At 44.4% G+C, this 15,170-nt stretch carries 10 protein-coding genes; 7 read left to right on the top strand and 3 right to left on the bottom strand.

From position 1 onward, the window contains the following. Nucleotides 1–90: 90 nt before the first annotated feature. Both ACOOEY_RS10140 and ACOOEY_RS10135 read right to left on the bottom strand, forming a co-directional pair. On the bottom strand, nucleotides 91–1,146 hold the full coding sequence (locus ACOOEY_RS10140) for a WD40/YVTN/BNR-like repeat-containing protein (protein ID WP_420388562.1): 1,056 nt from the start codon (nucleotides 1,144–1,146) through the stop codon (nucleotides 91–93). Further along, a complete protein-coding gene (locus ACOOEY_RS10135) occupies nucleotides 1,143–1,946 on the bottom strand; it encodes a hypothetical protein (RefSeq protein ID WP_420388561.1) in 804 nt (267 codons plus the stop codon). Before ACOOEY_RS10135 ends, ACOOEY_RS10140 begins: the two co-directional genes overlap by 4 nt. A gap of 178 nt (nucleotides 1,947–2,124) precedes the next feature. On the opposite strand from ACOOEY_RS10135, the gene ACOOEY_RS10130 reads away from it, so the two are divergent. The 6 genes from ACOOEY_RS10130 (at nucleotide 2,125) to ACOOEY_RS10105 (ending at nucleotide 12,076) form a co-directional block, all read left to right on the top strand. Next, nucleotides 2,125–4,500 (top strand): ABC transporter permease, encoded by a 2,376-nt coding sequence (locus ACOOEY_RS10130; protein ID WP_420388560.1) that lies wholly within the window; start codon nucleotides 2,125–2,127, stop codon nucleotides 4,498–4,500. A 204-nt stretch (nucleotides 4,501–4,704) separates the two neighbouring features. Further along, nucleotides 4,705–7,164, top strand: coding sequence for an ABC transporter permease (locus ACOOEY_RS10125; RefSeq protein ID WP_420388559.1), 2,460 nt, complete (start codon nucleotides 4,705–4,707; stop codon nucleotides 7,162–7,164). 327 nt (nucleotides 7,165–7,491) lie between these two features. Beyond that, nucleotides 7,492–9,063, top strand: a complete 1,572-nt coding sequence (locus tag ACOOEY_RS10120; protein ID WP_420388558.1) for a hypothetical protein — start codon at nucleotides 7,492–7,494, stop codon at nucleotides 9,061–9,063. A gap of 162 nt (nucleotides 9,064–9,225) precedes the next feature. Continuing rightward, nucleotides 9,226–10,254: a sensor histidine kinase gene (locus tag ACOOEY_RS10115; RefSeq protein WP_420388557.1), complete on the top strand. Its 1,029-nt coding sequence runs from the start codon at nucleotides 9,226–9,228 to the stop codon at nucleotides 10,252–10,254. Continuing rightward, nucleotides 10,251–11,297, top strand: coding sequence for a histidine kinase (locus ACOOEY_RS10110; protein WP_420388556.1), 1,047 nt, complete (start codon nucleotides 10,251–10,253; stop codon nucleotides 11,295–11,297). The genes ACOOEY_RS10115 and ACOOEY_RS10110 overlap by 4 nt, the downstream gene beginning before the upstream one ends. Next, entirely contained in the window at nucleotides 11,294–12,076 is a 783-nt protein-coding gene (locus ACOOEY_RS10105; protein WP_420388555.1) for a LytR/AlgR family response regulator transcription factor, read from the top strand. The genes ACOOEY_RS10110 and ACOOEY_RS10105 overlap by 4 nt, the downstream gene beginning before the upstream one ends. A gap of 15 nt (nucleotides 12,077–12,091) precedes the next feature. Here ACOOEY_RS10105 and ACOOEY_RS10100 read toward each other — a convergent pair whose 3' ends face one another. Then, on the bottom strand, nucleotides 12,092–12,913 hold the full coding sequence (locus ACOOEY_RS10100; RefSeq protein WP_420388554.1) for an MBL fold metallo-hydrolase: 822 nt from the start codon (nucleotides 12,911–12,913) through the stop codon (nucleotides 12,092–12,094). A 92-nt stretch (nucleotides 12,914–13,005) separates the two neighbouring features. On the opposite strand from ACOOEY_RS10100, the gene ACOOEY_RS10095 reads away from it, so the two are divergent. Continuing rightward, complete coding sequence (locus ACOOEY_RS10095; protein ID WP_420388553.1) at nucleotides 13,006–15,162, top strand: DUF5916 domain-containing protein; 2,157 nt, start codon at nucleotides 13,006–13,008, stop codon at nucleotides 15,160–15,162. The last annotated feature ends 8 nt before the right edge of the window (nucleotides 15,163–15,170 follow it).

The following is a 15,170-nucleotide window of genomic DNA, read 5'->3' as shown; positions in this document are numbered from 1 at the left end:
TAGTTTATTTGTTTAGTGCACCCGAAGGAGTAGTTACCCTTCGGGTTTTTTTATGTCTTGCCAGGTAAAGTTCAGGCAGTAGTATCGTGTCTAATCTCTAAACCCTAATTTCCCAACCGCTCCTCTCGGGCCGCTTACCCAAACGGCTTCCTTATCTCTTGAAACATCTACGGCATAGTACTTTCCTTCCATAGGGATATAGGCTTTACCTCCATCGATATAGTAGTCGCAGCTTTCTCTGCCCACCACAAAGACGTAGTTTTTCCAGATAGCCACTCCTGACCGGTAGCCATGTGGTTTCATTCCGGCCATCACCGGAAACCAGTTGCGTCCGCCATCTGTAGTGTAGGCGGCATTGATCTTAGTCAGTGAATCGCCCCGGTAATCACCACCCACCATCAGGCCGGTCATTTCATCTTTAAAGTCGATAGAAAATATTCCTTCAGTAGATTCTCCCGATTGGATGGGTGTCATTGTCTTTTGCCAGCTTTCTCCTTTATCGAAGGAATAGAACAGACTGGCTTCTTTACCTCCCAGTCCTATATACACCTGACTTTCCCCAACAGTTCTCAGGCAGGTGCCACTGGCGGCAAAACCACCCTGACCTTCCAGGGCCTGAGGCCTCTGCTCAAAAGGCAATTCCTGCCAGGACTCTCCACCGTCTGATGTTCTCAGAATGAGCAGACGGCCATCAATGGCATCGCCAAAGGCAATACCTTCCTGTTCATTCCAGAAGTCCATGGCGTCATAAAAGGTGCCTTCTTTCATGCTAAAGTATTTTTGGTCCCAGGTCTGCCCGCCATCGGTGGTTTTATAGATCACTGCCGGAAGGCCGGCACTCAGCACTATGGCTGTATTGGCATCGAAGGCTTCAATATCTCTGAATTCAAGGGTGTCCGTTTCAGGAATAGAGACATCTTTCCAGGTGGCACCGCCATCTGTGGTACGAATGACGGTACCCCGGCTTCCACTGGCCCAGGCCACCTGATCAGATACAGCAGATAAACCCCTGAGACTGGCGCTGACTCCTGAATCCTGTGCTTGCCAGTAGGGCACAGCGCCTTTTTGTGTTTCTTCCTGCTTCTCTTCTTGTGAACAGGCGAAGAGAAACAAGAAAAGGCAGAGGGCTAGGGAAAGTCTTTTCATTGGGCTGTTTGCATTGAAGCCAGATCAGGCTTTTCAGGTGAATTGTAAACGGCAGCAGGCAGCTCTTTAAAAACCATAATGTTGCTCAGTTGTCTATCGCCTCTATTGCCGGAAATCAGGATTTCACCTTTCTTCTGATAGTCCTTAAATGGAACATTGAAGCCTTGAGCTGTGTCAGAAGCGTTGCGATAATAAGCCCATTGCTTAACGAGGTGATCTGATTGGTCAACCCAGACCCAATAACGGTTATTGGGTGTAACTCCGACTCCCTCGAAGGTAAGTTCCAGCTTTTCTGACGGAATGCTGTCCCTGGTCATTTCTTCACCCATATATTTCAGGGTAACACCTGAGTCTTTCAACTTGAAAGGCATCAACAACCAGTAAGAATCATTGATCCATGCCCGCTTACCACGCTGTACTAAATCCGCCAAAGAATCTGCGTCAGTTACTTCCCGGCCATCGATAAATACCTTACCTGAGTTGTCATTGATGTTAATCAGGTAGGTAGTATTTCTTGCGTCTACACGCACATCTCCTGTCCATTTATCCCAAACCAGATCTCTTGCACCGAAGAAATTCCAGGCAATATGTCTGGTATTATCCCAGGCTTTTCTGCCGCCCATAGCTTCCATAACTTCATCGGCAATAGCCATAGCTTTGGCATCTGAACCTTCCAGGTTAAAGCCTTCAGCCGGTGGATTTCCGTAGACCTCCTCGGCCTCATTGTTAGTGGTTTCTCCACAGCTTACCAGAAAAATGGCTAACAGGCAGGATAATGAGAATTGTAATAGAGTTTTCATGTTCAGTGGATTTGTGTTGAAATTACTGTTTTCATCAGGTACCGACAATACCTATCAAATAATCATTTCAATACAGCCTTTTGTTTATTCAGTGTAACCCTTTAACAACTGACCATGTCTTATTCTTAGGGAAAATGGTAATCACTTACCTTTAATCTTTAAACTCAAACCAAAGGTCATGTTCAAAAACTATCTTAAAGTAGCTCTTCGCAGTCTTCTGCGACATAAGGGCTATACATTCATCAATATTTTCGGGCTCACCGTAGGTCTCTGCGCTGCCTTGCTCATCTTGCTATACGCTGAAAGCGAACTCACTTACGATCGCTTTCATAGCAAAGCCGATAACATTTACATGGTGTACAAAGAGCGGGTAACACCCACCGGTACACAGGAAACTTTCGATACCTGGGCTCCCACGTGGGAAGCGCTGAAAGAGGATTATTCACAAATTGTCAATGGTGCCAGGGTATTGGAGCAGGGGCTTTGGGTAGAGGTTAACGGAGAGCGTTTCAATGAAAGTACTACACTAACTGATCCGAGTTACTTCGAGCTGTTCGACTTTGAGTTGAAAGAAGGAAACCAGGAAAGTATTCTGTCTGATCTCAATCAGGCAGTGGTTAGTCAGGAATTGGCTGACCGGTTATTCCCGGGAGCAAACGCCATGGGTAAGACCATAGAGATTCCTTCATTAGAGAATCAGTATATCATTTCAGGTATTCTGGCAGATGTACCTTATAACTCCTATCTGCAACCCAATCTGGTCATCAGGGTTCAGAGTCATCCGCAGTTTGAGGGTATTGCCGGAAACTGGGGAGGCTCGTTTCTGGAGTCTTACGTACAGCTGGAACCTCAGGCCAATGTGGCTCAGTTAGAATCATCTTTTGAAGACTTTATCACCAAGATCTGGGACGCTCAAACCGCTGAAACTACCAATTTCAAGCTGTTGAATATGTTGGATATCTATAATCGATTCAATGATAACCGACAGTACGCCTACATTTTGCTTTTCGTGGCGATTGGTATTCTGCTCATCGCTGCTATTAACTTCATGAATCTGGCAACAGCGCGTTCCATGGAAAGGTCTCGCGAAGCAGGTATGCGCAAAGTATTGGGCGCTTTAAGACCTCAGCTAATTGTTCAGTATCTCACTGAATCTATGGCCATTACTTTTATCTCTTTGATATTAGGTCTTTTTCTGGCCGTCTCTCTACTGCCCATGTTCAATGCCTATTACAGTGTAGGCTTAGATGTTAACTTCTGGCAAGAGCCAATGCATTTGTCTGCCATCATTGGCATCGGTGTGTTCATAGGTCTTTGCTCAGGGCTTTATCCTGCATTTTACCTCACCTCTCTGAAGAGTGTCGATACTTTAAAAGGGAAAGTAGTGAAGTCTAATGCTATGGGTAAATTCGTGAGAAACGGACTGGTGGTGCTACAGTTTATGTTTTCCACCCTTCTGATTGTAGGCACGCTGGTAGTAGGTAAGCAGGTGAATTACATGAAGAACAAAGACATGGCCTTCGATAAAGAGAATTTGCTGGTCTTACCCATTCGGGTAGATGACTTTCCGAGTGAGGAGCAAGGGGTCAATCAGCTGGCTGCATTGAGAAATACACTGAGAGATCATTCAGCCATCACTGACCTGACGGCCACAGCTTCTATTCCGGGTAATTTTCCGGGAAGATTCACCTTCGTGGTGCCTGATGGCTTTACTCCGGAAGAAAGGTTGCGCATGAGACTTACTTATGTAGATCATGACTTCTTCTCCAGTATGAAAATCGACTTGGTTGAAGGAAGAGACTTTATGCCGAATAGTGAGCAGGACCGAAATGAGTCGGCCATAGTCAATCAGGCTGCTTTTCAGGCCTATGGCTGGGAAGGCATTGAAGGCAAGTATCTGAACTTTGGCAGTACCAGAATCAAGGTGATTGGTGTGGTGGAAGACTACAACTTTGAGTCACTGGCCAATGAAGTAGCCCCGATTATTCACTTCTATCGCCCTTCTGAAAATGCGGTCCACGCCCTGACAGTAGCCAGAGTGGCACCGGGACGAACCACCGATGCGCTGGCCGTTGCCCGTGAGCAATGGGAGGCTGCATTGCCTTCCGTTCCTTTTGACTATTACTTCCTCGATGAGCGCTTTCAACAACAGTATGAATCTGAGGAACGCCTGACGGGAGCGATCAGCACCTTCTCTATCGTGGCCATTATCATCGCGACTATGGGCTTACTGGGGCTCTCTTCATTGATTACAGCTCAGCGAACCAAAGAAATTGGTATCCGAAAAGTACTGGGGGCTTCAGTCCTGTCTATTATGACCTTACTTTCTCAGCGTTTTGCGCTACTCATCGGGCTGGCTTTTGTATTGACAGTACCACTGGCTTCAATCTTATTGGGTAATTGGTTGTCTGACTTTGCCTACCGAATAAACCTCGGTGCGATGGTATTTTTAGTGGCTTTACTCGGGACACTCTTTGTGGCGATTGCTGCTATCAGCCTCCAGACTGCCAAAGCAGCACTGGCAAATCCTATTAAGTCCATGCGATATGAATAGATAAACTCAGGTAGAAATTACCAAATCTGATGGGGAAGACTTTTGCGCTCCTGGCTAACGTAGTTGTAGTGTGTTACAGCAGAGATGGCCAGGAGCGCAATTTTTTGATATCAAAAAAAGCAATTTCCACTACTCTATTCATGTAAAGGACCTTTCAGAGTACCTGCTCTTTGCTCAAGTTGTAGGTATTTAAATTGTTCGGCTATGTTCAAAAGCTATTTTAAGGTTGCCTTCAGAAATCTCTTCAAACACAAGGGATACTCTTTCATTAACATCTTTGGACTTACATTAGGTCTATGTACCAGCATGCTCATATTCCTGTATGTTCAGGATGAGCTTAGCTATGATAAAATGCATGAGGATTCCAGCCTGATTTTCCGCCTGGAAAACTGGTCCAGATATGAAGAGAATGAAACTCATTGGGCAGCCACACAGGGGTTCCTAATTCCCGATGTAGTCAGCCGTTATCCTGAAATCAAAAGTGCCACCCGGGTTTATGCAGCCAATACCCCTGAAACCTTTAATACGGATGTGAATTTCTATAATGAGAAAGACGTCTATTACGCAGACTCGACCTTCTTTGATGTCTTTTCTTTCAAACCTCTTTATGGCGATATCAACACCGCGCTGGATGACCCTGGCAACATTGTACTCACAGAGTCTACAGCAATGAAATACTTTGGCAGGCCAGATCCTATTGGTGATATTATTAAACGTGGCAGCACTCCTTTCCGGGTAACCGCCATCATTGAAGACATTCCATACAATTCTCATTTAAGGTTCGATTTGATGATCCCAATGTCAGAGTTTGCACGAAGGGCTCCTCAATATGTCAATGGCAGATCCGGTTCGGCCTTTTATTCCTATGTAAGAACCATTAATGAAGGGGCTGCTAAAACACTAAGATCCAAACTGGATCATGATGTGTTAGAGATCATGAATATTCGCAATGAGAATGATGAAATTGCTGCCGTTGAGGGGCTGAGCGTTCAAATCCTTATGATGCCTTTGACCGATATTCACCTTCATGGTCATGCCGAAAAAGAGATATCTGCCAATGGAGATGCTCAGTATATCTACATTTTCTCCACGGTTGCCCTATTTATACTGGTTATTGCAAGTTTCAACTATATGAACCTTGCTACTGCCCGCTCAACCAAAAGATCTAAAGAAGTGGGAATGAGAAAGGTACTCGGAGCCAGGAAAAAGCAGGTTTTCTGGCAGTTTTTGAGTGAGTCGTTTTTCTTCACCGGTATTTCAATTGTGCTCTCTCTGATGGCCGTTGTGGTATTGATTCCCTCATTTAATGACTTTACAGGCAAGCGAATATCTACTAACCTTTGGGCTAACCCGGAACTGCTGTTGACCATCGCGCTTGTGTATGTGCTGGTTAGCCTGCTTTCAGGTTTATACCCTTCCATTTTCCTTTCCAGCTTTCAGCCACTGAAGGCTTTGAAATCCAATGTATTGTCTGGAAAAACCCAGAGTACTACGGTATACCTGAGGAGGGGGCTGGTAATTCTTCAGTTCGGTATATCCATACTCCTGATTATTGGAGCAAGTACTATTTACAGGCAGCTCAGCTATATTGAAAACAAAGATGTGGGCTTCAATAAAGAGCAGGTTTTGGTGTTGAAGCTTCCGGGAAGGGGTACGGTTGGAAATTTAGAAACGATAAAGCAGGAGTTTGTGTCGGATCCTTCGGTTGTGGCAGCAGCTCCATCTTCAGTGATTCCTGGTGAAAGAGTACACATAATGAGTGTCAGGGTTCCCGATCTGGTTACTTCCGATGCCGGGAATGAGGGGCAGCAAGAAGATAATGGTTACAGGGGAATGCGTATTCTGTCTGGAGATGAGGATCTGGCAGAAGTCTTTGGTTTCCAAATCGTTGACGGACGCGACCTCTCCTCTGAAATGGTAACGGATGAGAGCCAGGGCTTTTTACTGAATGAGGCCGCTATCCGCGAATTTGGTCTGGAAGAAAATCCGGTGGGTAGAAGGTTTGAATATGTGTACGGACTGCCCGAGCCTAAAGCCGGCCATATTGTGGGAGTAATAAAGGACTTCAATTATGCATCGCTTCACAGCGAAGTAGAGCCGCTTATGATTCATGTCTTTCCAGATCATGCCGCATATCTCAATGTGCGTATCAATACCGATGAAGTCTCCGAGACCGTTGCCAGACTGGAACAGAAGTGGACTTCGTTACAACCATCAGCTCCGTTTGAATATTTCTTTTTGGATAACCTCTATGATGCTCAGTATGAAACGGAAATGAGCATGGGTAAAACCATTGCCTTCTTTACTTTTCTTGCCATAGTCATTGCCTGTATGGGTCTCTTCGGTTTGGCCTCATTCATTACGGAGCAACGCACAAAAGAAATAGGGGTACGAAAGGTTCTGGGAGCATCCATCAGCTCTATTATGTTGGCCCTATCCAGGGAGTTTGTGTTGCTGGTATTACTTGCCAGTTTGTTGGCTGTCTACCCCGCTTACTATTTGCTCAACAGCTGGCTCGATGGGTTTGCCTACCGTGTCAACATCAGCCCTTTTACATTTGTAATTGCTTCCGTTTCTGCCCTTCTTATCGCTTTTTTAACCATCAGCTTTAAAACATATATGGCGGCCAGAAATAACCCTGTTAAATCCTTGAGGCACGAATAAAGCATATTTTACCTGGCAGGCACTAAATTCCGGAACAAGCGCTCCTGACGTTTTTGGCAGTTAAGTCTGCCGGATTCGTTAGGAGCGCAAAGTCTTTTAAGAGCTTCAATACAGCATTCTACGGTTCACTCCAAAAAGCTTACAGTTCATTGCAGATGGGTTTTTTGTTGTATGTAAACTTAAGATCATTGTAATGTCAATACTGTTCAACAACAAGCAGTATTTGCCAAAGGTCAAAAACAACAAAGCTCTGTATAGTGGGATTGGTCTCCCACGCAAAGGGGCTTAAAAAAGGACCCCTGCAGGTCAACTCAAAATGTTAAGAAAATGAAAACTCAAAAAATGAAAAACAGAAGCCTGATCATGGGAGTAGCGATAGCCGCTTTAGCCTTGCTATCATTTACCCATGAATTGAAGTCGCAAGACAATAGAACATCAACCTCTACTTCCTATTCAATTAACAGAGGTGTTCATACCATAACACACAAGAATTCTCAAGGCAGATTCCAACTGGAATATGAAGGAGAGATTGAGCTGACTGATGACGACAAGTCAATCAAGTCAATCTCAAGAGGCGGTTATTTCTGGATTAGAAAAACCACTTTTGGTGACAGACGGGAAGTAATGGCCGAGCCTAATAGTGACGGAACCATCAACTTTGAATACAGAGTAGGTCGCAGCCGTCAGGAGTGGGGAAAAGAAGGTCAGGATTTCCTTGCCAATGTATTGCTCGAAGTAATCAGAACCACCGGAATGGGTGCAGAGGGTCGTGTAGAGCGATTCTACAAAAGTGGTGGCGTAAAAGCCGTTATGCAGGAACTGGGTAATATTAGAAGCGATAATGTATCCAGAATTTACCTCGATGTATTGATGGACAACCATGAGCTAACCAGCAAAGAATTGGTTGAGGTAGCCTCTTACATTACCAAGGCGATGGATTCCGATTACTACATCGCTGAGCTGTTCAAAAACCATGGCGATAAGTTCCTGAAAAACTCCGAAGCTACTTCGGCTTTCCTCGATGCCATTGGCCGTATGGATTCAGATCACTATATCAGCACTATTCTTGGCAGAATGCTGAAAGAAGACCTCGATTCAGAATCTGTAGCTAAGGTGCTTAAAGCAGCTTCTCGCATGGATTCAGACCACTACAAGACAGAGGTGTTAAAGGAATTGCTCGACAGAAGAGATTTAGATAATACTGCAGTAGATCAGATCATTACAGCAGCAGCTGACATCGATTCAGATCATTATGCTACCATCATCCTGAGAGATGCATTGGACAGACCGAACCTGACTGATGAGGCTTTCAATAACCTGATGAATGCAGTTTCAAGAATTGATTCCGATCACTATGTAACAGAGACTTTCCGCTCTATGTTGAGAAACAGAGATGTATCAGACAAAGTGGTGGAGGCCATTATGGACAGATTGGAGTACATGGACTCAGATCACTATAGAACAGTGATTCTGACCGATCTTTTCGAGAACCAAAAAATCTCCGAGAAGTACTTCGAGTCTTTACTGAGAACAGTAACAGACATGGATTCGGATCACTATGCCAGCCAGATTTTGGTCAAGCTGCTCAAAAACAAAGACCTGTCAGATGCTACTTATACTAAAGTATTGTCTAAAGTGGCTGATATTGATTCAGACCACTACAAAGTAACCATCATGAAAGATGTGATGAGAGGAAACCTCTCTAAAACACACATGATGAGCCTTTTGAAAGTAGCAGCTAACATCGATTCAGATTACTACAAATCAGAAGTACTGAGAGGTGCCTGTGATGCAGTAAGAGAACTGAATGATGATGAAATTAAAGACGAATTCCGCTCTGTAGCCAGAAGCATTCGTTCAGACACTTACTATGGTCGGGTTGCGAGATGCATCGACTAATGTTTTCTATCCTGAGGGTGGGCTTTAAATTGCTTTAACCTGTCATGCTGAACCAGTATCAGCACCTATTTTAAGAATAGACCCTGAAATAAATTCGGGGTGACGGTGACAAGATTTGAAGCTCACCCTCTTTTTTCCCTATCTTCAGTCAAATCCTGATACATGTCTAAGCTGTTCAGACTGCTTTTCTTTGTAGTGATTGGAGTCCTTTTCCTCTTCTATCTCTACTATGCTGAGAATAATTTTCTGCCCCATGTGGTAGAAGACTTTAATCTCTATGCCTTTACTGTTCTGGCAGCAGCAGGGATTGGGTTTGGAATAGGCTATATCAATGGTTGGCTAAACCGGCAAATGCCATGGCGCAGCAATGTGCTGGGGCGTTTTCTCGCGGGTCTTTCTATAGACTTTGTCTTTCTTGGCCTTGTACTGCTACTCTTTGGTTGGTTGGCCAATACCCTCGGACTTATCGACTATCAGATGTTTCCCGAAGATATGTTCATCAGGCAGATTGAGTTGAAGCTTATCGTACTTTCGCTGATTACCATGTTCATCGTCACGCTGGTAGAATTCAATCGCTTCAGCTATAATGAGTACACCGTGGGTCAGATCAGAAAGCTCAAATCGGAACGTAAGCAGCTGGAACTTCAGTTTGAAGCCTTGAAGAGCCAGTTGAGCCCTCATTACCTGTTCAACTCCATGAATACCATTTCTTCTTTAGTATATCGGGACCCCAATACAGCTGAAAATTTTATCCGTAACCTCGCTGAGACTTTCAATTATGTGCTTAATACCAGGGAGGTTCAGCTGGTTAGCCTAGAAGAAGAAATTGAAGCACTAAAAGACTATGCTTATCTATTGACCATTCGTTATGCCGATGCCATTACACTGAATATTGAAGTAGACCAGAGCCTGATGAAAAGGCCTGTACCTCCACTTACCCTTCAGTTGCTGGTTGAAAATGCCGTGAAGCATAATGTGGTGAGCCTCGATCAGCCCTTGAAAATCCATGTCAGAGCCAGTGAGGAGCAGCTAATTGTGCTGAATAACAAAACAGGAACTCCCGGACAGACGGCCAGTCACCGGGTGGGGCTTGACAATATTAAAAATCGCTATGCCTTCTTCACAGCGCAGGAAATTGTGGTAGAAGACAGCGATTACTTCGAAGTACGTTTACCCATGTTGAACCGATGAAAAAGAACCTGATACATCAGCCCATTTTTCGTCTGGTAGTGCCTCCGGTCTACGGAGTCATGATGTATATGCTCATTCTGTTGCTCAACAACAATCTGGGACAACTCAGTGAAACAGTCTTTACGGTTGAGCTTTTGGTTTGTGTAATACTCGCTTACCTCGTTTCAGAGCCACTTCGTTTAATCATCAGGGCTTTTGAGAAAAAGGCTGAAGATGATCTGAGAAAGTCAACCACGATAGGCGCCTTGCTGCTCACTAACCTTTTGGTGGGTTCGGCCATTATTCTGTTGGCGGCATATGCCTACTTCAACTATTATGAAGGCTATATCTACCAATCGGTGTTGATCAAAATGGTAGTGGTGTATGGTATCAGTGGTTTATTATTCACCATCTTCTTTCTCAGCACCCATTTCCTCTCTGTGAAGAATGAGTCAGAATTGAAAAAGGAAGACCTAAAGCGTCAGAATCTGGAGCATCAGCTGGAGATATTCAACAATGAGATTAACCCGGATCTGCTTTTTCAGAGCCTGGAGACATTGATTACTCTCGTCCATCATAATCAGGATCAGGCGGAGGATTTTGTAGACAGACTGGCTATAGTTTACCGCTATATTCTCGAGAACAGAAAGAAAGAATTGGTCACTGTAATGGATGAAATCAAAGCCGCAAAAAACATGATTTACCTTTTTCAGGAAAGGTATCCCGATCAGCTGCACTTTGAATTAAAGAATGAACTGAAGCATGCCGAAAAACTGTTGGTGCCCAATGCACTACCGACCATGCTCGACTGTATTATCAATAATAGCATCATCAATATGCACCAGCCATTGAGCATTTCAATTGATGGGGATGGTGATGAAAACTACCTGATTCTGCAGTACACGGATAATCAGAAACTCAGTCAGAATAAGTATATCAAAAAGCGATGCAAGAATGTGCACAATGCTTTTGCTTTCTTCTCTGACCGACCGGTAATAGAAATAAAGGCTTATGGAAGTGGTTTTGTGAAGCTTCCTTTGCTGGATATAAATGATAGGATATGAGGATTTATATAATTGAAGACGAAATACCAGCCGCTGAAAAGGTGGAAAGACTACTCAAGCGCTATGACGACAGCATAGAAATTGTTGGCAGGGCCATGAGTGTGAAACAGGCGGTGGAATGGGTGAGAAGTGATGGTGAAGCGGATTTGCTATTTATGGATATTCAGCTAACCGATGGCCTGAGCTTCGATATTTTCAAAGAAGTAAACCTCGAGATCCCTGTAGTCTTTACAACAGCTTATAATGAATATGCCATAGAGGCTTTCAAAGCCAATGGTATAGATTATTTGCTAAAGCCTATCTCTTATGAAGCCATTGAAGAGAGCATGGAGAAATTCAAGGCCCTGAAAAACAGGTTGCAAGATCAGGGTCAGACAGAGGTGAATTCTATTATTGACCTGCAAAGTGCCTTGCAAATGCTCAGCAAGCGAGACTACAAAACGCGCTTTATGGTGAAGATTGGTGAGCATATAAAATCAGTAACTACTGATACCATCGACCTCTTTTATGCCGAAGGTCGTAATGCCTATATCGTCACCAATGAAGGCCGCAGACTGATCATCGACTATAAGCTGGAAACCCTGGAAGAAATGCTCGATCCAAAGAAGTTCTTCCGGGTCAATCGCACCTTTATTGTAGAGATAGATGCCATCAAAGATGTGTTGGTCTACTCCAATAGCCGTCTGAAAATTATCCTCAAGCAGAATTTCGATCGCGAAATCATTGTCAGCCGCGAAAAGGTGCAAACCTTTAAAATCTGGTTCGATGGGGAAGGTTAATGTGGCTGAATTAACCTAAAACCCAACCTTCTGCCTGGGTGTCTGAAAGACCGTGGCCTCCGGGAATTGCTTTTCTATTTCCTCCAGGGCCATTGCTGAAGGCGCCTTTGGGAAGTGTATACCGATATGCTGATCTGCCTGAATCAGGTCCCTCACAATCTGCTGACCAGTAGCATCCGATAAATACCAGTAAGGAATCAGGGCCACATCAATATTATACTGAGAGAGGTTGAGCGACCTGAATCTTTCCACATCCATATCTGAATCACCCACATGCAAGAGTCTTTTTCCATTTACCTCGATCAGAAAGGCCATATTGTGGATGCTGCTCATGCGCTCTCCTCCGGCATGATTGATAAAGAAGCCATAAACCGTAATGCCATTCACCTCATGCCTGGTGGTAATGGTGTTCTTTTCCACCGCAATGATCTGCCCCTTAATCTTAGCATAGCCATCGAATTTCTCTTTTAACTCACCTTCTGTTTGTTGTGAACTCAGCAATTTTGATTCCTCATGCATAGAGAGAAACTTACCTGCTATATTGGCCTCAAAATGATCCCTGTGAATATGAGTTACCAGTACAGCCTCAACAGATTCGAAGGGTTTTTCACCATGGTTCATCTGGTTAATTGTGGCCTCATCAGGACTCAGATAATCCTCGTAGAAGTCATCAAACAAAGCATCAATCAATATCTGTTTGTCCCCCGAGCTAATCATTAATCCCTCGTTGGCCAGATAGATGATTTCGTTGGTTTGTTTTTGCGCATTTGCTGAGTTGGTGAGGGTAATAATGCCCAGGATTGTTAAAATGCTGAATAGGTGGTGAGAACGTGACATTTGCTTTCCGTTTTAATAGAGAACGGAACAAAATACATAAGTGGTTACATAATTTTTATCGTTAGTCTTATACTTGCTTAAATTTTTTAAGGTTGAAACTCAAACACTACATTACGCTGGCACTTGGTCTGGTGCTCAGTTACTCCTATGCTCAGGGACCTATTGTCTCTGCTAAAGCAACTACAGCCCCGCAGATTGATGGTGTGTTGGACGATGAAGTCTGGCAGGAAAGCCCCCAGGTAACAGGCTACAAAACCTTTGTTCCAGACTTTGCCAAAGACATGCCCTACAAGACCATTGCCTATGTAGCGCATGATGAAGAGAACCTCTATTTCGCCTTCAAATGTTATGATGATCCCCGGCAGATAAAAACTTCCATTGCTGCTCGCGATAAGATTGCGGCTGATGACTGGATCTGTATCAACCTGGACTCGTTCAACAGCGGGCAATCGCTCTATGGTCTCTATGTGAACCCTAATGGTATTCAAATGGACACCCGTTTTGCTGCCGGAAGTGAAGATATTGGACTGGACCTGATCTGGTACAGTGCGGCAAAGATTGTGGAAGACGGTTATGTGGTGGAAGCCAAAATTCCATTTAAGAGTATTCGCTATGCTGCGGAAGATGGAGACGTAGAAATGGGTGTTATTTTCGAGAGAAAAATTAGCCGCTTTTCCACTCAGGGTTCGTTTCCTGCCCTCGATCCGGAAAAGGGATTTGCATTCCTGACCCAGATGATGCCGCTTAAATACAGTGGTGTAAAGAAATCTAAGCTGGTGGAAATTCTACCTGCTATCACTTATGGAGCCAACAAGGAACATGTGAATGGTGAGCAGGTAACCGAAAGTAACTTTGAGCCCAGCCTCACTACCAAGATTGGTATTACCTCAGATCTGGTTTTTGATGCTACCATTAACCCTGATTTCAGCCAGGTAGAATCTGACGCACAACAGGTGGAGGTCAATCAGCGCTTTCCGGTAAACTATCCTGAAAGACGTCCTTTCTTCCTGGAGGGGAATGAGAACTTCAACTTTGCCGGAACGGGTGGTTTTGCTCCAGTACAAATGGTGGTGAATTCGCGCTCGATTGTGTCTCCCAAGTTTGCCACCAAGCTGACCGGGAAAGTGGGCGATAAGAATATTATTTCAGCCATTTATGCTGTAGACAGGGCAGATGAAGGCCTGGCAGATTATGCTGATGATAAAACAGCCGATGTGACGGTATTTCGCTATATGCGATCTCTGAGTCAGGATAGCTACGTTGGCCTGATTGGTACGGACCGAACCCGAAATGGTTTTGCCAATACCGTCTATGGTTTCGATGGACAGTATCGCTTTAAAGAATCGTATCAGGTTTCGGGGCACTACCTCAGTTCAGCCCTTCGCATGACATCCGGTGGAGGGGTACTGCAAAACAGAGGATCGGGCTCTATTAGTATTTCTAAGAATACCAGAAGCTTTAATGGTACCATAACTGCCTTAGACATTGGCGAAGACTTTCGTTCAGATGTAGGCTATGTTACCCGAACAGGAATTAGCCGGGTCACCGTGAGCCTTAACCCTAAGATTTTCCCTAAAATTGACGGTCTCATTAAGCGGATAGATCCTGTGCTTTATACTTCTTTGACCAAGGACAAGCCCAGCGGACTGAATGAGCATGTGATTTATGTTCAGCTCGCGGCTACCCTGCCCAGGAATACTCGTCTGGCAGTTTCAGCAGACAGGTCTTCAGAGATTTACCTGGGACAGGAGTTTAAGGATGGCAGTATCAGCCTGAACGCTTCTTCACAGATTACGAAGAGAATCTATTTCCGTCTCAATTATGACTGGGACAATGGTACCTATTATCCAACTGCTGAACAGGGCTATGGTAAGCGCATTGGCGCTACGCTCAATATTCAGGCTTCAGATAAATTCAGCCTCGATTTCACTCATCGTTTTGTCTCATTATACAATGAAGAGACAGACCTGAAATATTATGACATTCATATTGCCCGTGGCCGTCTGATCTACCAGATGAATAAGTATCTGTTCTTTAGAGGAATTGCTCAATACAATAGCCTGAGCAAGGTTTTTAGTCCTAATCTGCTGGTTTCATTTACCTATATACCCGGAACGGTGGTACACCTGGGCTGGGGCTCGGTGTATGAAAAAGTTCGTTGGGATGGTACCGACTATGTGCCGGCCAATGATTACCTGAATACCGCTCAGGGCTTCTTCTTTAAGGCCAGTTATTTGTGGAGGTGGTAGGAAAGAGC

It is taken from the genome of Roseivirga sp. (genome assembly GCF_965216855.1).
GTDB lineage: Bacteria > Bacteroidota > Bacteroidia > Cytophagales > Cyclobacteriaceae > Roseivirga.
This window is presented reverse-complemented; position numbering and strand designations above follow the sequence as displayed.

What these genes read in the sequence shown, in the direction of transcription:
- ACOOEY_RS10130 (WP_420388560.1), top strand. Translation starts at nt 2,125, where the DNA reads ATGTTCAAAAACTATCTTAAAGTAGCTCTTCGCAGTCTTCTGCGACAT.
- ACOOEY_RS10140 (WP_420388562.1), bottom strand. Translation starts at nt 1,146, where the DNA reads ATGAAAAGACTTTCCCTAGCCCTCTGCCTTTTCTTGTTTCTCTTCGCC.
- ACOOEY_RS10105 (WP_420388555.1), top strand. Translation starts at nt 11,294, where the DNA reads ATGAGGATTTATATAATTGAAGACGAAATACCAGCCGCTGAAAAGGTG.
- ACOOEY_RS10120 (WP_420388558.1), top strand. Translation starts at nt 7,492, where the DNA reads ATGAAAACTCAAAAAATGAAAAACAGAAGCCTGATCATGGGAGTAGCG.
- ACOOEY_RS10135 (WP_420388561.1), bottom strand. Translation starts at nt 1,946, where the DNA reads ATGAAAACTCTATTACAATTCTCATTATCCTGCCTGTTAGCCATTTTT.
- ACOOEY_RS10115 (WP_420388557.1), top strand. Translation starts at nt 9,226, where the DNA reads ATGTCTAAGCTGTTCAGACTGCTTTTCTTTGTAGTGATTGGAGTCCTT.
- ACOOEY_RS10125 (WP_420388559.1), top strand. Translation starts at nt 4,705, where the DNA reads ATGTTCAAAAGCTATTTTAAGGTTGCCTTCAGAAATCTCTTCAAACAC.
- ACOOEY_RS10110 (WP_420388556.1), top strand. Translation starts at nt 10,251, where the DNA reads ATGAAAAAGAACCTGATACATCAGCCCATTTTTCGTCTGGTAGTGCCT.
- ACOOEY_RS10100 (WP_420388554.1), bottom strand. Translation starts at nt 12,913, where the DNA reads ATGTCACGTTCTCACCACCTATTCAGCATTTTAACAATCCTGGGCATT.